Consider the following 25,203-nt stretch of genomic DNA (forward strand, 5'->3'; position numbering starts at 1 on the left):
CTCAGAGTGGGTATATTTTAGCATATTCATATTGATTGTGGAGTCCGAACTCGTTCCGGATTTCCAGTTGGCTCTCGTAAAGTGAGACAATCTGACAGAAGAACGTGGTACGTTCCTTTTCATCCACTTCGCGATGGAAATGATATTGCAACAGAAAGGAAAAAAGGTCGCTGACCGGCTCTCCTTTCCAGCGGGCTTCTGCCCCCGACTGCACAAAGGCGGTTACCACTTCGTCCAAATTAATCACTTCTTCGTACATGGCCTGTGCTTCCAAGTCTTCTTCACTGAAAGCTCCGGCTTCATTTTTCCGTACAATTTCACGATACTTCTGATTGCTGATAACTTTCAGAATGATGGGACGCACTTCGTCACTGGCCAAATAGCTGGGGGACAGTTTGAACGATGCTTGTGTATTGCCTTCCAACAGGAGGGAGCGTTCCCGTTCCATTATTTCAGACAGATTACTCCGGGCACGTAACTCGAACTGATCTTGCAGATATTTTACTTTTCGTATTTTTTCTACCAGTATCACCTGATTCTTTATTTGGTTCAGGTAATTGATGATATCCTGCTGGGCACGAATCAGACTGTGAGCTGATAGTTGCAGTTCCTGCCGCAGTTCGAGCAGGATGCGGGTCAGCTCTTCGTCAGTGGCTTGGCGGAAGAAATCCCGTTCTTCATGCAGAATCAGATGTTCGGTAGAGTCTATCAACCGCTGGATGTTGATTCGTTTCTTGTCCAGATTTTGCAGTTTGGCTATTTTTATCTGGTATGTGGGCTCGTGTTTGAAAGCATTATCAATATTGTGTTGAAGGTTGATAATGTTCCGTATCGTTACACGTGCCAGTTTCTGAAAGGTAATCTTGATATTGCGTACATAACTTTCCTTGCGCGACTGGATCTTTTCTTTCAGGTAGTAGTCCATCAGTTCGTGCAGGTACTCTATGTTTTCCTCTACGGTAGCCGTGTTGATTTCCTCGTTCGCTTCCAGCAGCAGTTCGAAGAAATCAAGGAATCGGGCATCCAGTTCCACAAAGTTTCCGTTTTGGTGTATGATTTCCTTTTCGATGAGTATCTTTAAACGGTTTTCATCCTCTTTCAATAGGGCTAGTGCGTCCGAGTATCGAAAACTAAGTACTTTTCTCTTCTCAAACATCTCTACCAATAGCCCTTTAGCTACAAAAATCGTATTTATTATTTCGTGAATTGATCGGAATATATACATTGTTTTTTCTCCAAAAAAGTCCGGCGAAGTTACTTTAAATGGTTGGAAAAACCTAGCGTTTTATGCTAAAAAGCATATAAATAGTGAAGTAAAAGGTGGAAAATGTTGGAGTATAAATGGGCAAGAGGGAAGTCGTTGCATGAAGTGTCTGTCGCTTAATGGTGCTATATTTCTCAGATGCGGCTGGCACGAATAACGTAGTTCGTGCCGGCGCGTCTGGAAAATAGAATACTTTAGGAACTTTACGGTAAAGACTGATAAACCGGGTGCCTATGTTTTAGAACTGTTTAGTTGTGTGGGTTATTTGCAGGCTAGTTCGAATATCTCTTTACTATATTCTTTGTTCAGCTTCACATAATTGCCTACCCATTCTCCCTTGTTTTCATGCAGTTTTTTCACTAGCAGTTCAATATCAGGATGTTCTATACCCAATTCTTTGAAATTGACCGGCAGGCCCATGTATCTGAAAAAATGCTTCAATCGTGATATGCCGGCAAGTGCCATTTCTTCCAAATCCTCATTCTCGGGAACTCCGAAAACGCGGTTTGCAAACCGGGCAATCTTTTTCGGGTTGTGTTCTGCCATGAATGTCATCCATGCAGGTACGATTACTGCTAGTCCTGCTCCATGTGTCACATTATATGCAGCACTGATTTCATGTTCCAGAAAATGTGATGCCCAGTCTTCCTCACAACCTACTCCGCAAGTACCGTTATGGGCAATTGTCCCACACCACATGATATTGGCGCGTGCTTCGTAATCGTTCGGGTTCTGCTTCACTTTATATGCTTCTTTGATGATAGCCATCAAAGTCCCTTCACACAGCCGGTCACTGATTTCTACATCGGGAGTGTTGGTAAAATAACGTTCCATAATGTGTACCATCATATCGGCAATGCCACAAGCTGTCTGGTAGGGGGGGAGAGTATAGGTCAGTTCCGGATTCATCACAGCAAAAACAGGCCGTAGTAATTCCGGTACACGCAAACTTAGTTTTTGCAGACCTTCCAGTTTGGTAATCACCGTATTGCCCGAACCTTCGCTGCCGGCAGCGGGAATAGTAAGTACCACACCCACTTTTAAGGCCTTCTTCACTTTGGCTTTTCCTATATAGAAATCCCAAAAATCACCTTCGTAGGGCACTCCTGCCGCAATGGCTTTTGCAGTGTCAATGACAGAGCCTCCCCCTACGGGAAGCATAAAGTCCACGCCTTCTTTGCGCGCCAGTTCAATGCCTTCGTAAACTTTCGGGTCAGTAGGATTAGGTTGTACGCCTCCTAATTTTACATAATCCACTCCTGCCTGTTGCAGAGAATCTTCTATGCGTTGCAGTAATCCGCTGCGAATAATAGAGCCTCCACCGTAAACAATCATTGCCTTCCGGGCGTTATACTTTTTAGCAAGAGTACCGGTTTGGATATCTGTATCCTTGCCAAATACAAACTCGGTAGGGCTGTAAAATACAAAATTGTTCATTTGCTTACTCCTTATATTATTTTGTTGTTTGAAACCAAAACAAAGTTAAGGAAATATATTACCTTTGCCGCCTAAATTTAGTAAAAAGATGAAAACGGACATTGAAATAGCACGCAGCATTGAGCTGGTCAAGATTAAACAAGTGGCTAGGGAAACCGGTATTCCTGTAGAGCACATCAGTAATTACGGGCGCTATATTGCCAAAGTGGATGAAAGTCAGATAAACGAAGAAAAGGTGCAGCAGAGTAACCTTATTCTAGTTACTGCCATCACTCCTACCAAAGCCGGTATTGGTAAGACCACTGTTTCCATCGGATTGGCTTTGGGACTGAATAAAATAGGAAAGAAAACAATTGTTGCCTTGCGCGAGCCGTCGCTAGGTCCTTGTTTCGGAATGAAAGGGGGAGCTGCCGGAGGAGGATATGCCCAAGTTTTGCCGATGGATAAGATTAATCTTCATTTTACAGGTGATTTTCATGCCATCACTTCCGCTCACAATATGATTTCGGCCTTGTTGGACAATTACCTTTATCAGAATCGTGATAATGGTTTCGGATTGAAGGAAGTGCTGTGGCGTCGTGTGTTGGATGTGAATGACCGTTCCCTCCGTTATATTGTTACAGGACTAGGACCGAAGACCAACGGAATTACCCAGGAGTCAGGTTTTGATATTACTCCTGCATCTGAAATTATGGCTATTCTGTGTCTGGCCAAGGATGAAAAGGACCTGCGTCGTCGCATTGAAAATATTTTATTAGGTTTTACGTATGACAACAAGCCTTTTACTGTAAAAGATTTAGGAGTTGCCGGAGCCATTACAGTTCTTTTGAAAGATGCTCTTTCTCCTAATCTGGTACAAACTACGGAACATACTGCTGCCTTTGTTCATGGGGGGCCGTTTGCCAATATCGCTCACGGTTGCAACTCTATTCTGGCAACCAAGATGGCAATGACTTTTAGTGATTATACTATTACCGAAGCCGGATTCGGGGCTGACCTGGGAGCGGAGAAGTTCTATGATATCAAGTGCCGTAAAGCAGGTATCACACCTAAACTGACCGTCTTGGTGGTTACTGCCCGTGCATTGAAAATGCATGGCGGCGTATCACAGGATAAGATAAAGGAACCCAATCTGGAAGCTTTGAAGCAGGGTGTGGCCAATATGGATAAGCATTTGCGTAATTTGAGATATTTCGGTCAGACAGTTGTCGTTGCGTTTAACCGTTATGGGGATGATTCGGAGGAAGAAGTGGATTATATCCGTACCCATTGCGAGAAGAAAGGTGTGGGCTTTGCAGTGAACAACGCCTTTACTGATGGTGGCGAAGGGGCAGTAGAATTGGCGGAACTGGTTGTGAAAACCATTGAGGAACAACCTTCCGAGCCTTTGCAATATGCCTATGATGATGAGGATAGTGTAGAAACTAAAATATCGAAGGTGGCTTGTAATTTATACGGTGCCAGCATTATTACGTATAGTGCCGCTGCCCGTAAGAAACTGAAGCATATTGTAGAATTGGGATATGGAAATTTCCCTATCTGCATTGCCAAGACGCAGTATTCATTCTCTACCGACCCCAAAATTTACGGTGCGGTAGACAATTTTGAATTCCATGTACAAGATATTGTGATGAATGCCGGAGCTGAGATGCTGGTAGTCATTGCCGGAGAAATAATGCGTATGCCGGGATTGCCGAAGGAACCGCAGGCATTGCATATTGATATCGTGAATGGTGAAATAGAGGGGTTGTCGTAACCCCTCTTTTTTTTACTGAACTTATGCTGTTTTACATTGACGAGATTAAACACCAGGTGTAAATGGAAAGTCCGATACCTGTTACCAATCCTACAGATGACCATCTGATAAACAACTTGTCTTTATATTTGCAGCCATAGCATAAGCCTGTAATGGCGCACATGGAAATTCCGATTGGAAATACAAAGAATCCTATTGAGATAATCCCGATAAGTATAATGATACCCATGATGGTTAGAACTTTGTTTCTTGCTGTCATGGCTTTTATTGTTTGGTGTTGAATGTATATGGATTATATGCGACAGTAAAAGTACAAAATTATTGTTTAGAATCAGACTTTTATCCGTTTTTTATATATTTGCATTATTTAAAAAGTGGATGGATGGCGGGTGTCTTGACTCCCGGACAGCATCGTAAATGCATGTCTCGGATTCGTAGTAGGAATACAAAACCTTCTGTCAGAAATGAGCACTTGAATGGGGCATTGTTTACGCTGAACCATTTGTTCTTGGAAAATTTTGCAGTACGTCATGCGGTTTCGTATGGAGAGAGCGGCAGGGAATTAAATCTGGTTGCGGCCGAAGATAAAACGGAATATGAGAAAGATAAGCTTTTATAAAAATCGAACTAATCAGTAACGATAAAATGGATATGAAACATGTAAAGTATCTGGCTCTTGTCCTATGCATAGGGAATCTGTCGCCTGTGATGGCGCAGACAGCCTCGAAAAGTCTCACAGTAGACAATTTAGTTGCCTGGCAGCGTATCAGCGGGCAAGCTATTTCTGATAATGGAAAGTGGGTGGCATGCAAGATGGAACCTTGGGAAGGAGATGCTGTGGTGAATTTGTATGATGCACAAGGGAAGGAACTTGCCACTTTTCCGCGGGCGGACCGTTTTCTTTTCTCGGCTTCTTCCGACTATTTGGTTGTGTCGCAGAAACCCGGCAAGATGATAGTGGATTCTCTGAAAATAAAGAAAACGAAGAAAGAAAAGATGCCGATGGATGCATTGGTCATTTATTCGCTTTCGGGCGGCAGGGAAGTGATTGATTCACTGAAAACATTCAGGCTGGCAGAGAAGGCGGACTGGGTTGCTTTTCAGAAGGGAAGGAAAGACTCGACTTTGTATGTCCAACCGTTGAATGCAAACCTCAGTACCCGGTATGAGGCTCCTGCTGTGAAAGCTTTCAACTTTGCGGAGAAAAGCGGAATGCTTTATTATATTACCGCAGGTGATAAAGCAGAGGAAAAGCCGGGATTGTATCTTCTGAATACGGAAACAGGTGTGAAGACGCTGATAAAAGAAGGTGACGGGGTGTTTAAACAGGTAACTTTTGATGAAGATGGAGCAAACTTGGCTTTCTTATATTGTGCACAGAAAGATTCTTGTTATAAAGCCATGAGCTTGTGGCTGTCACAGCAGGGAGCACCGGCAACAGAAGTTGCGGCACGTGGCAATCGGGCTTTTCCGAAAGGATGGGTAATCAGCGAGCATGGGAAATTACAATTTTCGAAGAGTGCTTCCCGGTTGTTTTTTGGCACATCGCCTGAGCCTAGACAAAAGGATACGTTGCAATTGGCGGAGAACCGTCCCAATGTGCAGGTGTGGAGTTGGGACGAGCCGGTGCAATATACTGTACAGGATTATAATAAGGAGAAAGAGCTGAAAAGAAGCTATCAAGCGGTTTATCATATAAATGGTGGTCGTATTTGTCAGCTGGCAGATGAGGAGCTGTCTCAGATTTTGCTGGGAGATGAAGGAGATGCCCCGTTGGCATTGCTTTCCACTTCGCGTCCTTATTCATTGTCCTCCATGTGGGAAGGGCGGACACGCAGTGATTATTACACAGTGTCTTTGGAAGATGGCAGCCGTAAATTACTGGCATCGGCGGATTATGGCAGATACCGTCTTTCACCACAAGGCAAGTATGCGTATTGGTATGCTGAAACAGACAGTTGTTGGTATACTCTTTCTATGGCAGACGGGAAAAAAAATCAGTTGACTACCCCCGCTTCTTTCCTCGCATGGGATGAAGAGAATGATGTACCTGACTATCCGAACGCACATGGAACTGCCGGATGGACGGAACGGGATGAGTCCCTTTTAATTTATGACCGTTATGATATTTGGAAATTCGATCCGGATGCCATGAAGGAACCTGTCAATCTGACGATGAATGGACGTAAGAACCGGATTTCATATCGTTTGGTAAAACTGGATAAGGAGGAGCGTGTGATTGACCTGAACAAGCCACAGTTGTTGAAAGGCTTTAACGAAGTGACCAAAGGGAACGGGTATTACAAGGCTCGTCTTTCCACCGCTGCTTCTCCCAAAGAATTGATGGCGGGTAACTATATGTTACGCAGTATTTCTAAGGCGAAAAATACAGACCATGTAATCTATACGATGGAAAGTTTTGAGCAATATCCTGACCTTCATTATGCTACACTCGATTTCAAGAAATCTATTCGGCTGACTCATGGCATTGACCAACAGAAAGACTATTTGTGGGGAACTGCCGAACTGGTTTCGTGGATATCTTTAGATGGCCGTAAGTTGGAAGGGGTGGTGTACAAGCCTGCCGATTTTGATCCGGCCAAGAAATACCCGATGATTGTGAGTTTCTATGAGCGAAATTCGGAAACTCTGTTTAATTACCGGATGCCGGAACCCCATCGGTCTACCATTGATTATCATCTTTATAACAGTAACGGGTATATTGTGTTCAATCCGGACATACGTTATGTAGACGGTTATCCGGGTGAGAGTTGCTATAACTGTCTGATGCCGGGGGTTGCCATGTTGATAGGCAAAGGTTATATTGACGAGAAAGCCATAGGGGCGCAGGGACATAGTTGGGGCGGTTATCAAGTGGCTTATCTGGCTACACGTACTGATTTGTTTGCGGCTATTGAGTCAGGTGCTCCGGTGGTCAATATGTTCAGTGCCTACGGAGGTATCCGTTGGGGATCGGGGCTGGCACGCTCGTTCCAGTATGAACATACTCAGAGTCGTCTGGGCGGTACGCCTTGGAGTACTCCGTTGCGTTACTTGGAAAACTCTGCTCTGTTCACGATGGACAAGGTACAAACACCTGTTTTAATCATGCATAATGACGCTGACGGACATGTGCCCTGGTATCAGGGAATAGAATATTTTGTGGCAATGAAACGTCTTGGAAAGCCTTGCTGGATGCTGAACTATACAGGCGAACCGCATTGGCCGACAAAGATTGCCAACAAAATAGATTTTCAAAAACGTATGTTCCAGTTCTTTAATCATTATCTGAAAAAAGAAGCAATGCCTGGATGGATGTCCGATGGGGTTCCGGCTGTAGAACAGCCTTATGAATTAGGATACTGATATTATGTGTTCGGACTGCTATGGAACTCAAGTTGCTCCTACTGTGGATAAAGTAAAAGGATAGTTCCTGAAAAGAGGGAGGAGGTGTGTTAAAACTAAAATGACAGTTCCGAAAAGTTACAGATAGTAATTATAAACTTAAAAGGGTCGTATCAAGCTCTGTCTTGAGTAATGATACGACCCTTTCTTTAGTTTTTTAGGATGTTCAAATTTCAAATTATAAATTCATATTTTCAAAAACTGAATTTTGATCCTCTCTTCTTCTTAGTACAATGCTTTTTTATTCAAACTTACCATAACGGGTAGGCAACAGTTTGCGGTCACCTAATGTATTATCTACCCGGGCTACATTGATCCAGAATTTGTTATCACGTACCGATTCGATAGGATAAGCGGCTTTCTCTCGGCTGTAGCTGTGATTCCATTCATTGGCCACCACTTCATATTCAGGATGCGGGGCGTTGACCAATACATTATCTTCTTTATCGGCACTGCCATTCTTCACTTCTTGAATTTCCTGCCAGATGGTTTGCATCACAGTGACGAAATTATCCAGTTCCCATAAACTTTCACTTTCAGTCGGTTCAATCATCAATGTTCCATGAACCGGGAAGGAAAGGGTGGGCGCATGATAGCCATAATCCATCAGACGCTTGGCGATGTCATTTTCGCTGATACCGGTTTCGTCATGCAGATAGCGGCAATCTAAAATCATTTCATGGCCCACAAAGCCCGTAGCGCCGGTATATACAATGCCGTAGGTATCCTTGAAGCAGGCTGCCAGATAATTGGCGCTCAGAATAGCAGTCTTGGTGGCATTGGTCAGACCTTCGGCGCCCATCATGCAAATATAACCGTAAGTAATAGGCAGGATTCCTGCGCTACCGTATGGAGCTGAAGAAACCTGATTGGCACTGTTACCCCAAACTTGATGTCCCGGAAGGAACGGAACCAGATGTTCGGCTACACAAACGGGACCTACACCGGGACCGCCACCACCGTGAGGGCTGGCAAAAGTCTTATGCAGATTCAAATGGCATACATCAGCCCCGATGGTACCCGGATTGGTCAGACCTACCTGTGCATTCATATTTGCACCATCCATGTAAACCTGTGCTCCGCATTTATGAATAATTTTACAAATTTCTGCAATTTCCGGTTCAAAGATACCATGAGTGGACGGATAGGTAATCATTAATGCAGCCAGATCATCCTTGTTGGCTTCTGCTTTTGCACGTAAATCTTCTACGTCTACATTACCTTTATCGTCACAGGCGCAAGTCACCGTGGTATATCCGCATTGAATGGCTGAAGCCGGATTCGTACCGTGGGCTGATGCCGGAATTAATATCTTGTTGCGGTGTCCCTGTCCGATACTTTCCAGATAAGCGCGGATGATACGCAGTCCTGTATACTCTCCTGCTGCACCTGAATTAGGTTGCAAAGTGACTCCTGCAAATCCGGTAATAACCTTCAACTGCTCGCTTAAGTTATTAATTAATGTCTGATAGCCTTTTGTTTGATCCTCAGGTGCTAACGGGTGTATAGCCATCCAGCCTAAGTTGCTGAGTGGGAGCATTTCCGAAGCGGCATTCAGTTTCATGGTACAAGAACCCAATGAAATCATGGAATGTGCCAATGAGATATCTTTACGTTCCAAACGTTTGATATAACGCATCATTTCGGTTTCAGTATGATACTTGTTGAATACCTCATGGGTGAGGAAGGAAGTACGGCGGCGTAGTTCACGATTCAGTGAGGATGCTTCGGGAATGTCTGTCACTTCTTGAACGGTTTCTTCGGCAGCAATGGAGAAGATGGAAAGTAACAGGTTTACATCTTTCAGGTCGGTGGTTTCATCAATGCTGAAACCTACATCGCCATTATCATAGTAACGGAGGTTTACTTCTTTACTCAATGCGATGGTACGCAGCTTCTGAGCCGAAACATGGTCGGGCAGACTGAAACGCAGGGTGTCAAAGAATAATTCATTATGCTGTACATATCCCAAGCGGGTTAGGGCTTTGTTCAACCAGGTGGTAATGCTATGAATGCGTTTTGCTATATTTTTGATACCTTCCTGCCCATGATAAACGGCATAGAAGCCGGCCATTGTAGCCAGTAATGCCTGTGCGGTGCAGATGTTGGAAGTTGCTTTTTCGCGTTTAATATGTTGCTCACGGGTCTGTAAAGCCATACGGTAGGCCAGTTTGCCATATTTGTCTTTAGACCAGCCGATGATACGTCCCGGCATATTGCGTTTATATTCGTCACGTGTAGCGAAGTAGGCTGCGGACGGACCTCCGTAGAACAAGGGGATACCCAGGCGCTGGGTACTTCCGAATACGATGTCTGCTCCCCATTCGCCGGGAGGAACTAACAATGCCAAACTCATGATGTCAGCATCCACGGCTACTTTACAATGGGCGGCATGTGCCTTTTCCACAAACTCACGATAGTCTTCCACGCTACCGCTGGCATTGGGGTATTGAAGGATGCAGGCAAAGATTTCCGGAGTAAATGCCAATTCCTTGTAATTTCCTACTTGGATCTTCATGCCTTGAGGAAGGGCGCGGGTCTGGATGACTGACAGGTTCTGTGGGAAAATCTCTTCATCCACAAACAATACGTTGGCTCCGCTTTTTTGTTGGTCGCGGGTGCGAAGTCCATACATCATGGTGGCGGCTTCGGCAGCGGCGGTAGATTCATCCAGCAATGAGCAGTTTGCCAATGGCATGGCTGTGAGGTCGGATATGACAGTCTGGAAGTTCATCAGTGCTTCCAAACGTCCTTGTGAAACTTCGGTTTGATAAGGAGTGTACGAGGTGTACCACACAGGATTCTCGAATACATTGCGTTGAATGACCGCCGGAGTAATACTGTCATACCAACCCATACCTATATAAGAGGTATAAATCTTGTTTTGTGAAGCTAGTTCGGTAATATGCTCTGCAAACTCCCGTTCCGTCATGGGAGCAGCCAGTGGCAGAGGTTCTTTCAAACGGATTTTGGACGGAATTGTTTTGTTAATCAGTTCATCAAGGCTCTTTACGCCAATCTTTTCCAACATAACGGGAAGGTCTTCTTCCTGTATACCGATATGTCGGTCTGCTAATAAATCTGTTTTCATGGTAGTAGTATATAAGTTGAATTTTAAGTTTTATCTTATCGGAAAAAAGGGTTGTTCGCTTTTTCTGCTCCCACAGTGGTCGGGTCTCCATGACCGGGATAGACTACCGTGTCGGGGGGGAGTACAAACAAACGACTGCATATATGCTCGCGAAGTTCGTCGAAGTTACCTCCTGTAAGGTCTGCACGTCCTATACTTCCTTGGAACAATACATCACCGCTGAAGATACAGTGGGCTTCTTTGCAGTAAAAAACAATGCTTCCCGGCGAATGACCCGGTACATGGATAGCTTCCAGTTGGGTATTGCCGAAAGTAATGATATCTCCATCAAAGATATATTTTCCTAATGGCACGGGTGCTTCGGGCAATTGGAAACCAAACATACGTGATTGTGCCGGTGCTTGTTCCAGCCAAAATTCATCCGCTTGATTTGCTTCGGCTTTTAGCCCGTATTCTTGCAACAGGAATGGGTTGCCGAAAATATGGTCCAGATGGAGGTGCGTATTCAACAAATGTTTCACTGTCAGGCTATTGCTGTCAATATATCTTTTTAAGGCTTGCTTTTCTTCTTCATAAAAGCAACCGGCATCAATAATGACGGCTTCCTTTGTTTCGTCCGATAGCACGTAGCAGTTTACCGGAAACATATTGAATTCAAATTTCTTTATTTTCATGTTTTTTTTATCTATAATTATAAACCGCTGATGGTTACATAAACCACTTTCTTGGTTTTAAAAAAATCTTCCGTGAATTCATTTTTCAGATCATAAAGCATTGTTTTGTGCTTCACGGGCATTGTTTCTTGTTCCAACTCTCCGCCTTTCAGACAAATCAGCCCGTTGGGCAGGGCGTTATGCTGTTCTTGTCTGATGTTTTTACGGATAATTTTTATTAGATCGCCCAAAGGCATGACAGCACGACTTACCACGAAGTCGAATTTCCTTTTTTCTTCTTCGGCGCGGCAATGACGGAAAGTGACATTCTTCAGTCCGATAGCATTGGCTATTTCTGTAGCTACTTTCACTTTCTTTCCGATACTGTCCACCAGATGGAATTGGACTTCAGGGAATAAGATGGCCAAAGGGATACCCGGGAAACCGCCCCCTGTGCCCAAGTCCATAATTTGGGTATCAGGGGTGAAGTTTATCACTTTGGCTATGCCTAGCGAGTGCAATACATGATGTTCGTACAGATTAGTGATATCCTTGCGTGAGATTACATTGATTTTGCTATTCCAATCCGTATATAAATCATACAATGCGGCAAACTGTGTTTTCTGCTGTTCGCTGAGGTTAGGGAAATATTTCAGTATTAATTCCATTCTATACTTAAAATCGTTATTTAATGTATCATATATTTTTCTACCGATGTGTAGGGCAAAGAAAGGGTGATGACTCCTACAGCATAGGGAGCGATATCGTATTTGTTATACAGGAAAGATACTTTTTCCTTTTCTAACAAGAAATTGTCGGGTACGTACATATTGGTAGAATTCAAGATGCCTGCATTCTGAAGTCCTTCCAGTGAGGTGATGGAGCTGTCTTCCAGACGGGTAGCCATCTCTGTTATCAGTTCTTCCAGCAACATGTCGCTCATCGGTTTTTCCGATCCTGCCATAAATACATCTTTCAAAGCAAGCAGTTTGCCGGTATTCTTTTCGAAGTTCATCCATTTGTTCCATGAGTTGGGATGTGCCCCGCCTGTATATTCAAAAGTTTCTGCAATGAAATTCAGAATGCCTTCTTTGCCTTCGCTGAAATGGGTGGTCAGTCCGTATTCATAATTGTACCATGTGGGAAGTTCGTCTTTGGGAGTTCCATTTTTTATATCTTCCTGATAGAACTCGTTCACATCTTTGCGGTAGTTGTCAATGTAGGTATTTTTAAAAGAATCTACAGCAACTTCCGGATTCATCCGGATATATTCTTTTCCCAAAACGTGGGCTTGTATGGTACGGTTGATGCGTTGTGCTATGCTATCCGCAGCATCAGATTCTGCTAAATAACTATAATCAATAGTAATCTTACAGGCGGGAGAGACTGTGTCATCTTGTAAATGGGCTTGTTCTTCCACTTTTACAGTCTTTACAGTTTCACTATCAATTTGTTTTTGTCCGTTACATCCCGATAATAAAAAGCAGGATACAAGGCAAGTTGTCATAACAGACAATACGAGATTTCTTTTTTTCATAACTTTTTGTTTATTTGCATGGATTACTTATCCTAACTTTCTCCACAAATATAGAATAACTTCGTGAAATGTCCATCTAAAAAGCGAAAATATATTTATCTGTTTGCAACAAGATTGCATGAACTTTTTGCTAAATTTGTCCGTTGATAAGCTATAATAAATAAGTAAAGAAATGAATATGAGCGATATGACAAAAAAACTATATCCCGTTACGGGAATGCATTGTGCGGCATGTGCCGGCAACGTGGAGAAGATTGTAAGGAAGCAAGAAGGCGTGGAAAATGCATCGGTCAATTTGGCGGCGGCTACTTTGGCGGTGACTTATAATCCGGATATTGTGTCTCCGCAACAACTGAAAGAGGCTGTGATGAAAATAGGTTTTGATTTGATAATAGATGAGGATAACTCTGTGCAGGAGCAGGAGGAAGCAGAGCAATCTTATTACGGACAGTTGAAGCGGAAGACTATCGTTGCTTGGATTTTTGCTTTACCGGTAGCTGTTTTGGGGATGTTTCTGATGAATGTTCCGGGGGTAAACTGGTGGATGCTGTTGCTTTCACTTCCTGTTATTTTATATTCGGGGCGTTCTTTCTATATGAATGCCTGGAAACAGACGCTTCAGCGTACCAGTAATATGGATACGTTGGTGGCACTTAGTACCTCCATCGCATTTTTGTTCAGTTTGTTTAATACGTTCTATCCCGAATTTTGGTACAGCCGCGGATTGGAACCTCATGTATATTATGAAGCTGCCACTGTTATAATAGCTTTCGTATTGGTTGGCAAGCTGATGGAAGAGAAAGCAAAAGGAAAAACTTCCACAGCTATTCGTAAACTGATGGGATTACAGCCTCGGACGGCCCGTGTGGTGAAAGACGGCAGGGAAGAGGATATCTTGATAGCCGAACTTCAGGTTGGCGATAAGGTGAGCGTCCGTCCCGGTGAGCAAATTCCGGTGGATGGAGTCATTGTCGGAGGAAACACCTTTATAGATGAGAGCATGATAAGCGGTGAACCTATTCCTGTAGAGAAAAAACAGGGTGATAAGGTGCTGGCCGGCACTATCAATCAGAACGGTGCATTTACTATGACTGCTCAAAAGGTGGGGAAAAATACGGTGTTGGCACAGATTATCCGCATGGTGCAGGAAGCACAGGGGGCTAAAGCTCCGGTCCAGCGTATTGTGGATAAAGTGACGGCGGTTTTTGTTCCTGTTGTCCTTGCTGTGGCTGTTTTTACTTTCCTTGTTTGGATAGTGGCAGGTGGAGCGGATGACTTTTCTTATGCTATGCTTTCAGCAGTGTCTGTTTTGGTTATTGCCTGTCCGTGTGCTTTGGGACTTGCTACTCCCACTGCATTGATGGTAGGAATTGGTAGAGGGGCCGAATCACATATTTTGATAAAGGATGCGGTAGCCTTGGAGCAGATGCGGAAAGTGGATACAGTGGTACTTGATAAAACGGGTACTGTAACTGAGGGGCGCCCTGTGGTGACCGGATGGTTGCATGATGCCGGATGGCAGAACGAGCATAAGGGAATTCTGTATGCTGCTGAATTGAAATCGGAACATCCGTTGGCTTTGGCTATTGTCGAGGCTTTGAAAAAGGAAGGTGAGAAGCCGGCACTCATTGATTCTTTTGAGAGTCGGACAGGACGGGGGATTGTGGTGACCCGTGGAAATAAAACTTTTTGGGCAGGAAGCCATCGGTTACTGAAAGATTTTGGAGCGGGAATTTCCGACTTGTTGAAAGGGATGGTGGAGGATTATGAGAAGAGTGGCAAGAGTCTGGTTTATTTTGGCGAGGGAAATACATTGCTGGCGGTTATAGCCATTAGTGACAAAATAAAAGATACTTCCAGACAAGCGGTCAAACAATTGAAGGAGAGTGGAAAGTACATTGTATTGTTGACTGGTGACGGTCATCTTACTGCACAGAATGTGGCCGGAGAAATTGATGCGAATCGTTTTATTTCGGATGCTTTGCCGGTCGATAAGGAGAATGTTATTAAAGAATTACAAGCTGAAGGAAGAGTCGTAGCTATGGTAGGTGACGGCATTAATGACTCACAGGCGTTGGCACGTGCCGATGTAAGTATTGCAATGGGTAAAGGTACGGATATTGCCATGGATGTAGCGATGGTTACGTTAATGACTTCGGATTTGTTGTTGTTACCCAAAGCTTTTAAACTTTCCCATAAAACTGTACGTTTGATCCATCAGAATCTTTTCTGGGCGTTTATCTATAATTTGATAGGCATTCCGGTGGCGGCAGGTATTCTGTTCCCATTGTATGGTATCTTGCTTAACCCGATGATTGCCAGTGCTGCCATGGCATGTAGTTCTGTCAGTGTAGTGTTGAACAGCTTGAGCCTGAATTGGAGAAAGTTGTGATTGAATTAAAAATAAATAAAAAAGCAGCCGTGCATAGATTTTGTTTTGCATGGCTGCTTTTCATTTTTCTATCTTTTAGTTTATAATTCAAAAAGGATTGTTTCTTCCTCTTTGTACTTCTATTCGTATTCCGAAGTTCCCATTCTCCGATTTCATTTCGAAAGCTCCGTTGAAATTATTTCTTTCCCAAGGCAATGCGCTTGGATTCCGTACTTTGTTCCCGTCGGCATCATATTCACCGTATGTGGTGATGTGTAATCCGTTTTTCAATTTAAAGGTTGCACTTTGTAAGGTGGGAGGCATTGACATTGTTCCGAATCCATAGATTCCCATTCCCGGATACATGGGGGTAAATACATGGTTGTAAGACCCTCTGTCATAAATGATATTCATATTGGGACGGAATATTTCATTGTAATTCGCAATTGCATTATTGTTGTAAGGCTGATAATAAAGTTGCGGGGCTATCAGAGGGGGAGGGGCCATAATCATGGAACCCATATCCAGCATAAATCCGTTAAAATTCTTGTAACCATCCAATGAAATGGGCGGAATACTATCTGTTACCACTTCGGACTGCGCAAAGGTAGTAGCGGCAATCAGAAACATAGAAATGGATAGAACCAGCTTTTTCATATACTGTTATTTTTTTTGTTCCGGACAAATATAGGGATATTTTCTAAATTCTGTATCGTTTCTGTTTCCTGTGAATAGATCTTTTCAAATACTTTATGAAGTTCTTCCTCATCGGCTATCAGTTGCCTCAACTCCTGCAGATGTGCAGCATTGGCTGATTGAGGTATCCATAATCTTAAATAACCACCTTCAGCATATTTTTCTTTCAAATGTGTCAGAAAACGTATGTATTGTTTTTCTTTGTCCAGTTCGGGATAGTTGGAAAGACCATATTGTACCGTCCGTCTCAAGGTGATGTCCGGATCAATAATGCGGTCGGCCTCCGCTACAATTTTGCCATAAATGCTACGGGGAACATGCTTGTTGGATGCACGGTGATCTTCTACAGCCTCTTTCATAATCAAAATATGCTCTTCAGGGAACCATTGCCTTAACTTCTGGTCTGCCCATAGTATTTTTCCTGAAATGAGATGGTGGAACTCCCGTCCCTCACAGAGTCCCAGGTCATGGTAAGAGGCAATAACATACACCATCATGCGGCTCACATCATAATATTGAGACAAATTGAGGCTTTCTGCTATAACTTTCAATACATGATCTACACGATGTGCTTTGTCAAAACCAGCGTATCGTGGGATAATTTCACTTGCGATATAGTCGCGGAATTCTATTGGAAAATCATTGATGTACGGCAACATATTCTTTCTTTTGATTGGGGTTGCAAATATACAATAATTATCCCACCTTTGCAGAAAAAAGTAATATGTATCAAATAATTCAACCTACGCCCGATGACTTTGATGAATTGACCTGTTTATGGGAAGCTTCGGTGCGTGCTACTTATCATTTCATACCTGAAGCATATATTCAGAAGTTAAAGCCACTGGTATGGAGTGTTTATCTTCATAGTATGCCGCTTTACATGATTCGTGACAATGCTGGTATAGAAGGATTCATGGGTATTAATGGGACTATGCTTGAAATGCTTTTTGTTCATCCGCGTGCCATAGGTACGGGAATAGGGAAACAATTGATGCGTTATGCTTTGGAGCATTGCCATGTACGTTATGTCGATGTAAACGAACAAAATAAGAAAGCGTCCGGCTTTTATGGCCATTTTGGATTTCGGGTTATTGGCAGGGATGCAAAAGACGCATCGGGCGAACCCTATCCTATTTTACATTTAAAACTGGGAGGTATCATGAAAATTGAAAATTGGGGATTAGTTCCCTATTCTGAGGCTTGGAAACGGCAGACGGAGTTGTTTAATGCCGTGGTGGAAGCTAAACAAGTGGGAAAAACGTATGAGAATAGAATTATTTTTGTAGAACATCCGCATGTCTATACATTAGGCAAGAGTGGAAAGGAAACGAATATGCTGCTGGGGGAGGCACAATTGAAGATGATTGGTGCCACCCTTTATCATATTGATCGAGGAGGGGATATTACTTATCATGGTCCCGGACAATTGGTTTGTTATCCTATCTTGAATTTGGAGGATTATCATTTGGGGTTGAAGGAATATATTCATGTGTTGGAAGAAGCGGTGATCAGGGTCTGCGCATCTTATGGCATTGAGGCCGGGCGAGTGAAGGGAGCGACCGGAGTATGGCTGGCCGCGGGAACTCCGCAGGAACGGAAAATTTGTGCAATAGGAGTGAGAAGCAGTCATTTTGTGACAATGCATGGATTGGCGCTGAATGTAAATACGGATTTGCGCTATTTCAGTTATATCCATCCTTGCGGATTCATGGATAAAGGGGTTACTTCATTACAGAAAGAATTGGGGTGCGAAGTGCCTATGGAAGAAGTGGCAGGACGTTTGCAGAACGAATTATCTGAACTTTTGTAGTTATACCGTATGTGTGGATTTATACATACGGGGCGGAGGGATTAAAAGTCCGATTGTGTTATCATGTTGTCAACTGTAGGGGCAGGGTTTGCCTGCCCAAATGCATAAGCAAATCATTTTTGGGCGAGCGAACCTTGCCCCTACTGGCAAAATGATACGCCATTTTACTTTTGATACATCTTCATATTATGAAGAGAGCTTTTTTTGATTTATTCTTTTATATCTTGGTACAAGAAGCGCTTGATACTTTTCTTGGCTGTTTTTTCAAATTCCTCAGGATATAGCTTGAAGCGGGCTATTTGGGAAAATGCCGGTAATTGTTTGTTCAGTTCAAGGCGGTTTTCTTCCATTACCCGTACAAGGTCTGATTGGCTCAAGCCGTGAGCAAAAGCATCATCGGAATCCGGATAGATTAGGCCCACCAGTTTGTCTTGTTGCAGAATAATCAGTGACTCTGACACGTATGGCATATTGTTTAGCTTGGACTCTATTTCTTCCGGATAAATGTTTTGTCCGGAAGAAGTGAGTAACAGGTTTTTGCAACGTCCTTTGATAAAAACATTTCCGTCTTCGTCTATTGTCGCCATATCGCCTGTATGCAACCATCCTTCAGTATCAATGACTTGCCGTGTCGCTTCCTCGTTCTTATAATAGCCCAACATCAGGTTGGCTCCACGGCATACCAGTTCACCCGCAATGGCTGATGGGTTAGGAGACAGTACTTTGGCTTCCATACGTGCGGCAACTTTTCCGCAAGATGCCAGTTTCAGTTCTGTCCAATGACTATGGCAGATGATGGGACCACATTCAGTCATTCCGTATGCAATGGTGTATGGGAAATCTATCATTTTTAGAAAGGCTTCCACTTCGGCATTGAAAGGAGCCCCTCCGATGATGATTTCGATGAAATTTCCGCCGAAAACTTCCATCGCCTTCTGCTTGATAAGTTCTTTTATCTTATCGCTGATGATGGGAACATGTAATAGCAGTTTACCTAATTTGTTGTCTACCTTGGGAAGAATATTTTTCTTGAATATTTTTTCCACAATCAGTGGCACGCAGGCTATGACGCGCGGGCGGATTTCCGCAAATGATTCGGCTATGATTTTGGGCGATGGCATGCGGGTAAGAAACCATAGATGGGCGCCTGCTGTGAAACCGTAAAGAAAATCGAAAGTCATGCCGAATACGTGTCCCAAAGGTAACATGGATACGACGCTGTCACCTGCTTTCAGACCTATTTTTTCTTTACAGTAGAGCACGTTGGAGAGTATGCTACGATAAGGCAGCATTACGCCTTTGGAATATCCGGTAGTACCTGAAGTGTAATTAATGATGGCCAGGTCTTCTGATTTTTCTTTTTCATAAGAAATATCATCGGGACGAAATCTGCAAGGGAATTTGTGCCCGAATATCTCATTCAGATGGTCGCGGGCATAAGCCAGTTTTTCCGAACGGGATACGGGTACACCGAAATCTTTCAATTCTATGATACCTTCCAAATGAGGCATGGCTGCTTCATTCAAGTTCTCCCATATCTGATCGCCTACGAACAACAGGCGGGCTTCAGAGTGGTTTACAATATTGTGTACCTGATCGGCTTTGAATTCATGTAGGATAGGTACTACTACGGCACCATAGGTGATGACGGCAAGGTAAGTTACTGTCCAATGAGCGCTATTACGCCCGCAGATGGCTATTTTATCTCCCTTCTCAATGCCGGCATTTTCCAGCAAGATATGTATTTTCTCTATTTTACGGGCCACATCTCTGTATTGTAATGTGATGCCTTTATAGTCTGTAAGAGCGTTTAAATACCAATTTGTTTTTATACTTTGCTCGATAAGAGCAATAAAACTCTGTTCTAGTTCCATGATAACTTTTGCACATTTATAGGCTGAGTGTGCGCAAAAGTAGTAAAATGAGGTAAGGGGGATGGGAAATGAAACAGTTTTTTACATTAATTTAACGCCCTGAAAATGTAGATTCTTTTATTATTTTACTTTAAAATGCTAGTTTATAATCGTTTGCCAATTGTTGATGTGTCCCTTTTCCGGAAATGTTATTTGTTCAGTCATAATAGTATTAGAATTCAAAGATTCCGGGGGATAATGTAGGATTGATATAACTGACGTCACGTGTTTGCAATAGCCTGCCATTCAGTGTGTAGAATAATTGTTTGGTGGCCGACGAATTGTTTAGGTTAACAGTAATTACGTACAGAGTGGTTCGTTTAGGAAATTCTATGAGATTTACATTGGTGGCAGTCCACATGGCGTATGGACTCAATGTAAAATCATTATATACGTTAGGTGTCAGTTGATCTGTAGTTTGTAAATCGGTATTAGTCATTACCCATTGGGCATTACCGTTCATCCATACTTCTTTTTCAAAACCATTTTGGGTAAAAGAGGCCACATAATAATTCCCTTGTTGGCTCCAGCTTACGTTCGTGGCATGTGGATATATCTTTTTCAGTGCTATATGAAATGTAGTGGGAGAGGTAGCAGACAAGGTGGTGATCAGTACCCATAATATTACACATATAGAATAACATCTCTTCTTCATGGTATTTAAATGTTTTGATGAGGTTGATAAAACAGCTTGGCTATACTTTTTGTTCGCCGGTATAAAACCTGATTTTGTGGATTTTTTCCACACTTTTGTGGCGTTGTCAACAGGAATCTACACTCCTGAAATGAAAAAGCGTATATGTATGTGGTTGATTTTTAGTTAGATATTAAAATGAGCAGATTTGTGGCACGCTTCTTGTTTTATTGTTGTCGGTAAAAATGAATAAAAAATAAAGTAATTATGAAAAAGGTATTAGTAACATTGGTATTAGTGATGACTTTAGGCGTGTCTGTTTCTTTTGCTCAAGCGGCTCCGGTAGAGGTTCCGGTAGTGGAAAAGCCTCAACAATCTAAGAAGTTGGTTTTCTCGGAAATCTATATGAATGATGTGCCGGAAGCCGTGATGGACAGGCTTGCACTGGAAGGTGCTATGATAAAGCAGGCTTTTATGGCCTATGGCATTGATGGAAGCCGTATTTATAAAATTAATGTGTTGACAAGTGATGCTCATGAACAGACATTGTTCTTAGGTGAAGATGGTAAAATTTTGCAATAGTTAGTATATTTATAATAGTGCTTTTACATGAATTCCCGGCTTGTGATAAGTCGGGAATTTTTTTAGTTAAATTGTTTCTTGACGATATTCGAAAAATAATTAAGAAATCTCTTGTGCATAATAATTGTAGGTTTTATCTTTGCCACTCAAATTTAAAAAGGTGATACAATGGAAACTTATGATATATATTTTAAAGAAGGTAATGATTTTGCTAATAAAGGATTTTCATTGAAAGATAAGGCTAAGGCCATTAGAATGGCGGAAGATATGTTGGCTGAACGCAAAGGATATGTGAAGGATTTTGTTGGAGGAACTATTTCCGTAATGTGTAAAGAAACGAAAGAGGAAGTTTGGTCCAAGCCGATAGAGGAGGTTTAATGCAATTTTTACATCTTTTTTTGCCTTGCCAATCATAGAGTTGTGAAATACAGTGCTGTAATTGAAATGGTACGTAGCCGTTAATAGCAGCAACCCTTGGTTGTATTTGTGGTGGATTTGTTATTGGCGGACATGAATATTTCTTTCTCTTCTAGGATATTCGGTATATTTCTCCTTTCATGCTTTTGCCGGACTGATATAGATAATGCCGGGTAGCACTTGATAGGACGATGATTGTTCTTTTACTAAGATGCTTCAGTATGACTTTTTTCCGATCCTATCCATTCTTGACATATAGTTGTTATTCATAGCTAAATACACCGTATTCCCAATGAAGCTTTCTGTGGGGATCCCTTTGGTGTTCGTGTAACTATTGTGACTGTTATTATGCCGATGGGGTATAGTATTGATACAACAATGATTTTTCATAATAACTTTTAACTTATGATTTAGATAGCTCCGACTTGTCACAAATCGGGGTTATCCGCTTGTTATGCTATTAAACTTGGTCAGCTATTGGTTAACAATTTCACGCAACAGTAACTCTTTGGAGTAAAAGTGGCAAATAAATTTTTTGTTCACATGAAAAAAACTTTCCCAAAAGCTTTGTATTATTGATTTTCTATGTATCTTTGCATCGTTATTATTTCTCGGGGTATTAGCTCATCTGGCTAGAGCGTTAGACTGGCAGTCTAAAGGTGGCGAGTTCGAGTCTCGCATGCTCCACTTTTTTAATGATAAAATGAAGGTCTGCGAAGCAGGCCTTTTTTAATTTAAAGACTATAGATATGTTAATTTATAATACAACTTATCAAACAGGCATTGACGATGCGCGTAATTTTGTCATTTGGCTTAGTGAAAGCTATATTCCCGAAGTGGAAAAGACGGGAATATTGCAAAATCCCCGTCTTACGCACATCCTTAGTCACAAAGAACAGGATTCAGAATGCTTTTCATTGCAATGGGAGGTGGAAGATACAGCGGCCTTGCATCGTTGGCATACTCAGCAAGGGATGCATCTGAATGAGGAAATGATGAAGATATTTAAAGATAAGGTGGTTGGCTTTCCCACTTTGATGGAGGTGATTAAGTGATTCAGCCGGTAAAAGAGAAAATCATTCTGGGTATAGATCCTGGAACAACCATAATGGGGTATGGCCTGCTGAAAGTAGTAGGTACTAAACCGCAGGTAATGACTATGGGGGTCATTGATCTTCGTAAATATGGTGACCATTATTTAAAACTGCGCCGTATTTTTGAACGGGTGGTTGGTATAATAGAAGCTTATTTACCTGATGAGTTAGCTATTGAGGCGCCTTTTTTTGGAAAAAATGTGCAGTCGATGTTAAAATTAGGGAGGGCACAGGGAGTGGCTATGGCTGCTGCTTTGAGCCGTGATATTCCTATAACAGAATATGCGCCGTTGAAGATAAAGATGGCGATAACCGGTAATGGGCAAGCCAGCAAGGAACAGGTCGCTGATATGTTGAAAAGGATGTTACATATACCGGAGAGTGATATGCTGCCTTTTATGGATGCAACAGATGGGTTGGCGGCTGCTTATTGTCATTATTTACAAATGGGCAGACCGACATTGACTAAAGAATATTCCGGCTGGAAAGATTTTATAAATAAGAATCCTGATAAAATAAAAAGATAAGATTATGAATGTGAGACATGTTATTTGGGCATCAATTGTTTCTACTACTATTAGTTGTCAGTCTGTGAAAAAAGAATATAATTCGTTTGATGAATATCCTGTCCGTGAAGATGCGCTGACTGAAATGGAGTACTCGCCTGCCGAAACCAAGTTTTCACTTTGGGCTCCTACAGCGGAAGAGGTGCGTGTCCTTTTATTTGAATCGGGTAATGAAGGTTCAGCTTCTAATACTTTTCCAATGGAGATGGGAGAGAATGGTACTTGGAATATTTCAATAAAAGAGGATCTGAAGGGTAAATTCTATACCTTTAATGTGAAGGTAAACGGGAAATGGTTAGGAGACACTCCGGGAATTATGGCAAAAGCCGTAGGGGTAAATGGTAAGCGGGCAGCTGTGCTTGATCTTCGTTCTACAGATCCGGAAGAATGGGAGAACGATGTGCGTCCTCCTTTGAAGAATTATGCTGATATTACGGTTTATGAGATGCATCATCGCGATTTCTCTTTGGATTCTGTTTCCGGAATTCAAAATAAAGGCAAGTTCCTGGCTTTGACGGAGCAGGGTACTACCAGTTCTTCAGGCGAGAAGACAGGTATTGACCATCTGAAAGAATTGGGAATTACCCACGTGCACTTATTGCCGTCGTATGATTATGCCTCGGTGGATGAAACAAAACTGGACAAGGCCCAATATAATTGGGGGTATGATCCGCAAAATTACAATGTGCCTGACGGTTCTTATTCTACAGATCCTTATAAACCCGATGTCCGTATCAGGGAATTCAAACAAATGGTACAAGCTTTACATAAGGCGGGAATCAGAGTGGTGCTTGATGTGGTGTATAATCACACCTTCAATACAGACGAAAGCAATTTCGAACGTACGGTTCCCGGTTATTTCTATCGCCAGACGAAGGACGGGCAATGGGCAAATGGTTCGGGATGTGGAAATGAAACGGCAAGCGACCGCGCCATGATGCGTAAATATATGATAGAATCTATTTTATATTGGATTAATGAATATCACATAGACGGCTTTCGTTTTGACTTGATGGGGATACATGATATTGAAACCATGAATGAGATACGTGCGGCTATTGATAAAATAGATCCGTCTATTTTTATGTATGGTGAAGGATGGGCTGCCAGTTCTCCTCAATTAGAGGCAGACAGGCTGGCGATGAAAGCCAATGTGGAAAAGATGCCCCGTATCGCCGCTTTCTCAGATGAAATGCGTGATGGATTGCGAGGTGGTTGGGATGATGATACTAAAGGAGCTTTTCTAGTAGGGGAGCCAGGACACGAAATGAGTATCAAATTTGGAATTGTGGGAGCCATCGAACATCCGCAGGTTATAAGTGATTCTGTGAATTATAGTAAGAAACCTTGGGCTTTACAACCTACCCAGATGATAAGTTATGTAAGTTGCCACGATGACATGTGCCTTGCCGACCGTCTGAAAGCTACCATGCCGGATGCTTCGGTAGAGGAACTGGCGGCTTTGCAGAAGTTAGCGGAAACATTTGTCTTTACTTCACAAGGAGTACCGTTTATATTTGCAGGGGATGAGATGATGCGTGACAAGAAAGGAGTTCATAATTCTTATAATAGTCCTGACAGTATTAATACGATAGATTGGAAAAATAAGACCGCACACAAAGATGTGTTCGAATATGTGAAAGGTTTAATAGCTATGCGTAAAGCACATCCCGCTTTTCGTATGGGGGATGCCGATATGGTACGTAGGCAATTGGAGTTTTTACCTGTAGAAAATACGAATGTGGTTGCCTTTATCTTGAAAGACAATGCAAATGGTGACTCATGGAAAAATATCATCGTGGCTTTGAACAGCCGTGCAGAGCCTGTCAAGCTGGACATTCCGTCGGGTAAATACACTGTAATCTGTAAGGATGGTAAAATAAACATGAAAGGCTTGGGACAGGTTTCAGGTGATGAGCTTATGGTACCGGCACGTTCTGCCATGATTATACATCAATAGAAGGCTCAAAGAGG

Annotated in this window: 21 protein-coding genes, 1 tRNA gene and 1 pseudogene; 12 read left to right on the top strand and 11 right to left on the bottom strand. The window is 42.5% G+C overall.

What is annotated here, in order from left to right; all coding sequences use genetic code 11:
* Position 1: 1 nt before the first annotated feature.
* Positions 2 to 1,225: a hypothetical protein gene (locus AB5062_RS02825; RefSeq protein ID WP_005847734.1), complete on the bottom strand. Its 1,224-nt coding sequence runs from the start codon at positions 1,223 to 1,225 to the stop codon at positions 2 to 4.
* A gap of 300 nt (positions 1,226 to 1,525) precedes the next feature.
* Positions 1,526 to 2,701 carry an iron-containing alcohol dehydrogenase gene (locus AB5062_RS02830; protein ID WP_057279371.1) on the bottom strand — a complete coding sequence of 392 codons (1,176 nt, stop codon included), beginning with the start codon at positions 2,699 to 2,701 and terminating at the stop codon, positions 1,526 to 1,528.
* 88 nt (positions 2,702 to 2,789) lie between these two features.
* Here AB5062_RS02830 and AB5062_RS02835 point away from each other — a divergent pair, with 88 nt between their 5' ends.
* Positions 2,790 to 4,457: a formate--tetrahydrofolate ligase gene (locus tag AB5062_RS02835; RefSeq protein ID WP_008667197.1), complete on the top strand. Its 1,668-nt coding sequence runs from the start codon at positions 2,790 to 2,792 to the stop codon at positions 4,455 to 4,457.
* A gap of 31 nt (positions 4,458 to 4,488) precedes the next feature.
* Here the strand turns inward: AB5062_RS02835 and AB5062_RS02840 are convergent, their stop codons facing one another.
* Positions 4,489 to 4,716, bottom strand: a complete 228-nt coding sequence (locus tag AB5062_RS02840) for a hypothetical protein (protein WP_005847732.1) — start codon at positions 4,714 to 4,716, stop codon at positions 4,489 to 4,491.
* A 123-nt stretch (positions 4,717 to 4,839) separates the two neighbouring features.
* Here AB5062_RS02840 and AB5062_RS02845 point away from each other — a divergent pair, with 123 nt between their 5' ends.
* Together AB5062_RS02845 and AB5062_RS02850 are read left to right on the top strand one after the other, a co-directional pair.
* Positions 4,840 to 5,076: a hypothetical protein gene (locus tag AB5062_RS02845; RefSeq protein ID WP_005847731.1), complete on the top strand. Its 237-nt coding sequence runs from the start codon at positions 4,840 to 4,842 to the stop codon at positions 5,074 to 5,076.
* A 32-nt stretch (positions 5,077 to 5,108) separates the two neighbouring features.
* The gene (locus AB5062_RS02850) at positions 5,109 to 7,823 is read left to right on the top strand and encodes a S9 family peptidase (RefSeq protein ID WP_005847730.1); all 2,715 of its coding nucleotides are present in this window, start codon (positions 5,109 to 5,111) and stop codon (positions 7,821 to 7,823) included.
* Between the two features lie 280 nt (positions 7,824 to 8,103).
* Here AB5062_RS02850 and gcvP read toward each other — a convergent pair whose 3' ends face one another.
* The 4 genes from gcvP to AB5062_RS02870 are packed head-to-tail and all read right to left on the bottom strand — an operon-like array spanning position 8,104 to position 13,143.
* Entirely contained in the window at positions 8,104 to 10,953 is a 2,850-nt protein-coding gene (gcvP, locus tag AB5062_RS02855) for an aminomethyl-transferring glycine dehydrogenase (RefSeq protein WP_032952865.1), read from the bottom strand.
* A gap of 35 nt (positions 10,954 to 10,988) precedes the next feature.
* Complete coding sequence (locus tag AB5062_RS02860) at positions 10,989 to 11,627, bottom strand: MBL fold metallo-hydrolase (RefSeq protein WP_005846881.1); 639 nt, start codon at positions 11,625 to 11,627, stop codon at positions 10,989 to 10,991.
* A 17-nt stretch (positions 11,628 to 11,644) separates the two neighbouring features.
* A complete protein-coding gene (gene rsmG / locus AB5062_RS02865; protein ID WP_005846883.1) occupies positions 11,645 to 12,274 on the bottom strand; it encodes a 16S rRNA (guanine(527)-N(7))-methyltransferase RsmG in 630 nt (209 codons plus the stop codon).
* A gap of 20 nt (positions 12,275 to 12,294) precedes the next feature.
* The gene (locus AB5062_RS02870) at positions 12,295 to 13,143 is read right to left on the bottom strand and encodes a DUF3298 and DUF4163 domain-containing protein (RefSeq protein WP_032952864.1); all 849 of its coding nucleotides are present in this window, start codon (positions 13,141 to 13,143) and stop codon (positions 12,295 to 12,297) included.
* Between the two features lie 178 nt (positions 13,144 to 13,321).
* On the opposite strand from AB5062_RS02870, the gene AB5062_RS02875 reads away from it, so the two are divergent.
* Entirely contained in the window at positions 13,322 to 15,535 is a 2,214-nt protein-coding gene (locus AB5062_RS02875; RefSeq protein ID WP_368326831.1) for a heavy metal translocating P-type ATPase, read from the top strand.
* Positions 15,536 to 15,622: 87 nt separating this feature from the next.
* On the opposite strand, the gene AB5062_RS02880 is transcribed toward AB5062_RS02875, so the two are convergent.
* The gene (locus AB5062_RS02880) at positions 15,623 to 16,171 is read right to left on the bottom strand and encodes a hypothetical protein (RefSeq protein WP_005847724.1); all 549 of its coding nucleotides are present in this window, start codon (positions 16,169 to 16,171) and stop codon (positions 15,623 to 15,625) included.
* The gene (locus AB5062_RS02885; RefSeq protein WP_005846890.1) at positions 16,168 to 16,869 is read right to left on the bottom strand and encodes a phosphohydrolase; all 702 of its coding nucleotides are present in this window, start codon (positions 16,867 to 16,869) and stop codon (positions 16,168 to 16,170) included. The genes AB5062_RS02880 and AB5062_RS02885 overlap by 4 nt, the downstream gene beginning before the upstream one ends.
* Before the next feature lie 212 nt (positions 16,870 to 17,081).
* On the opposite strand from AB5062_RS02885, the pseudogene AB5062_RS02890 reads away from it, so the two are divergent.
* Together AB5062_RS02890 and lipB are read left to right on the top strand one after the other, a co-directional pair.
* Positions 17,082 to 17,306: pseudogene (locus tag AB5062_RS02890) on the top strand (GNAT family N-acetyltransferase); the annotation flags it as partial.
* A gap of 66 nt (positions 17,307 to 17,372) precedes the next feature.
* Entirely contained in the window at positions 17,373 to 18,023 is a 651-nt protein-coding gene (lipB, locus tag AB5062_RS02895) for a lipoyl(octanoyl) transferase LipB (protein WP_032934762.1), read from the top strand.
* 209 nt (positions 18,024 to 18,232) lie between these two features.
* Here lipB and AB5062_RS02900 read toward each other — a convergent pair whose 3' ends face one another.
* Positions 18,233 to 19,897, bottom strand: coding sequence for a long-chain fatty acid--CoA ligase (locus AB5062_RS02900; protein WP_005846895.1), 1,665 nt, complete (start codon positions 19,895 to 19,897; stop codon positions 18,233 to 18,235).
* A 211-nt stretch (positions 19,898 to 20,108) separates the two neighbouring features.
* Positions 20,109 to 20,591: a PepSY-like domain-containing protein gene (locus tag AB5062_RS02905; RefSeq protein ID WP_005846896.1), complete on the bottom strand. Its 483-nt coding sequence runs from the start codon at positions 20,589 to 20,591 to the stop codon at positions 20,109 to 20,111.
* Between the two features lie 246 nt (positions 20,592 to 20,837).
* On the opposite strand from AB5062_RS02905, the gene AB5062_RS02910 reads away from it, so the two are divergent.
* From AB5062_RS02910 to pulA, 6 genes are all read left to right on the top strand, one after another.
* Complete coding sequence (locus AB5062_RS02910) at positions 20,838 to 21,152, top strand: hypothetical protein (RefSeq protein WP_005846898.1); 315 nt, start codon at positions 20,838 to 20,840, stop codon at positions 21,150 to 21,152.
* 168 nt (positions 21,153 to 21,320) lie between these two features.
* The gene (locus tag AB5062_RS02915; RefSeq protein WP_005846900.1) at positions 21,321 to 21,530 is read left to right on the top strand and encodes a hypothetical protein; all 210 of its coding nucleotides are present in this window, start codon (positions 21,321 to 21,323) and stop codon (positions 21,528 to 21,530) included.
* Positions 21,531 to 22,182: 652 nt separating this feature from the next.
* Positions 22,183 to 22,256 (top strand) — tRNA-Ala (locus AB5062_RS02920).
* Positions 22,257 to 22,318: 62 nt separating this feature from the next.
* Positions 22,319 to 22,624 (top strand): DUF4286 family protein, encoded by a 306-nt coding sequence (locus AB5062_RS02925; protein ID WP_005846656.1) that lies wholly within the window; start codon positions 22,319 to 22,321, stop codon positions 22,622 to 22,624.
* Positions 22,621 to 23,190 (top strand): crossover junction endodeoxyribonuclease RuvC, encoded by a 570-nt coding sequence (gene ruvC, locus AB5062_RS02930; RefSeq protein ID WP_005846654.1) that lies wholly within the window; start codon positions 22,621 to 22,623, stop codon positions 23,188 to 23,190. The genes AB5062_RS02925 and ruvC overlap by 4 nt, the downstream gene beginning before the upstream one ends.
* Positions 23,191 to 23,194: 4 nt before the next feature.
* Positions 23,195 to 25,189, top strand: a complete 1,995-nt coding sequence (gene pulA / locus AB5062_RS02935; RefSeq protein ID WP_005846652.1) for a type I pullulanase — start codon at positions 23,195 to 23,197, stop codon at positions 25,187 to 25,189.
* Positions 25,190 to 25,203: the final 14 nt, after the last annotated feature.

The organism is Phocaeicola sp. RTP21359st1_B8_RTP21360_211022 (genome assembly GCF_040911965.1).
GTDB classification, from domain to species: domain Bacteria; phylum Bacteroidota; class Bacteroidia; order Bacteroidales; family Bacteroidaceae; genus Phocaeicola; species Phocaeicola vulgatus.

Coding starts and splice junctions, on each gene's coding strand:
- AB5062_RS02825 (WP_005847734.1), bottom strand. CDS start 1,225: ATGTATATATTCCGATCAATTCACGAAATAATAAATACGATTTTTGTA.
- AB5062_RS02830 (WP_057279371.1), bottom strand. CDS start 2,701: ATGAACAATTTTGTATTTTACAGCCCTACCGAGTTTGTATTTGGCAAG.
- AB5062_RS02835 (WP_008667197.1), top strand. CDS start 2,790: ATGAAAACGGACATTGAAATAGCACGCAGCATTGAGCTGGTCAAGATT.
- AB5062_RS02840 (WP_005847732.1), bottom strand. CDS start 4,716: ATGACAGCAAGAAACAAAGTTCTAACCATCATGGGTATCATTATACTT.
- AB5062_RS02845 (WP_005847731.1), top strand. CDS start 4,840: ATGGCGGGTGTCTTGACTCCCGGACAGCATCGTAAATGCATGTCTCGG.
- AB5062_RS02850 (WP_005847730.1), top strand. CDS start 5,109: ATGAAACATGTAAAGTATCTGGCTCTTGTCCTATGCATAGGGAATCTG.
- gcvP (WP_032952865.1), bottom strand. CDS start 10,953: ATGAAAACAGATTTATTAGCAGACCGACATATCGGTATACAGGAAGAA.
- AB5062_RS02860 (WP_005846881.1), bottom strand. CDS start 11,627: ATGAAAATAAAGAAATTTGAATTCAATATGTTTCCGGTAAACTGCTAC.
- rsmG (WP_005846883.1), bottom strand. CDS start 12,274: ATGGAATTAATACTGAAATATTTCCCTAACCTCAGCGAACAGCAGAAA.
- AB5062_RS02870 (WP_032952864.1), bottom strand. CDS start 13,143: ATGAAAAAAAGAAATCTCGTATTGTCTGTTATGACAACTTGCCTTGTA.
- AB5062_RS02875 (WP_368326831.1), top strand. CDS start 13,322: ATGAGCGATATGACAAAAAAACTATATCCCGTTACGGGAATGCATTGT.
- AB5062_RS02880 (WP_005847724.1), bottom strand. CDS start 16,171: ATGAAAAAGCTGGTTCTATCCATTTCTATGTTTCTGATTGCCGCTACT.
- AB5062_RS02885 (WP_005846890.1), bottom strand. CDS start 16,869: ATGTTGCCGTACATCAATGATTTTCCAATAGAATTCCGCGACTATATC.
- lipB (WP_032934762.1), top strand. CDS start 17,373: ATGAAAATTGAAAATTGGGGATTAGTTCCCTATTCTGAGGCTTGGAAA.
- AB5062_RS02900 (WP_005846895.1), bottom strand. CDS start 19,897: ATGGAACTAGAACAGAGTTTTATTGCTCTTATCGAGCAAAGTATAAAA.
- AB5062_RS02905 (WP_005846896.1), bottom strand. CDS start 20,591: ATGAAGAAGAGATGTTATTCTATATGTGTAATATTATGGGTACTGATC.
- AB5062_RS02910 (WP_005846898.1), top strand. CDS start 20,838: ATGAAAAAGGTATTAGTAACATTGGTATTAGTGATGACTTTAGGCGTG.
- AB5062_RS02915 (WP_005846900.1), top strand. CDS start 21,321: ATGGAAACTTATGATATATATTTTAAAGAAGGTAATGATTTTGCTAAT.
- AB5062_RS02925 (WP_005846656.1), top strand. CDS start 22,319: ATGTTAATTTATAATACAACTTATCAAACAGGCATTGACGATGCGCGT.
- pulA (WP_005846652.1), top strand. CDS start 23,195: ATGAATGTGAGACATGTTATTTGGGCATCAATTGTTTCTACTACTATT.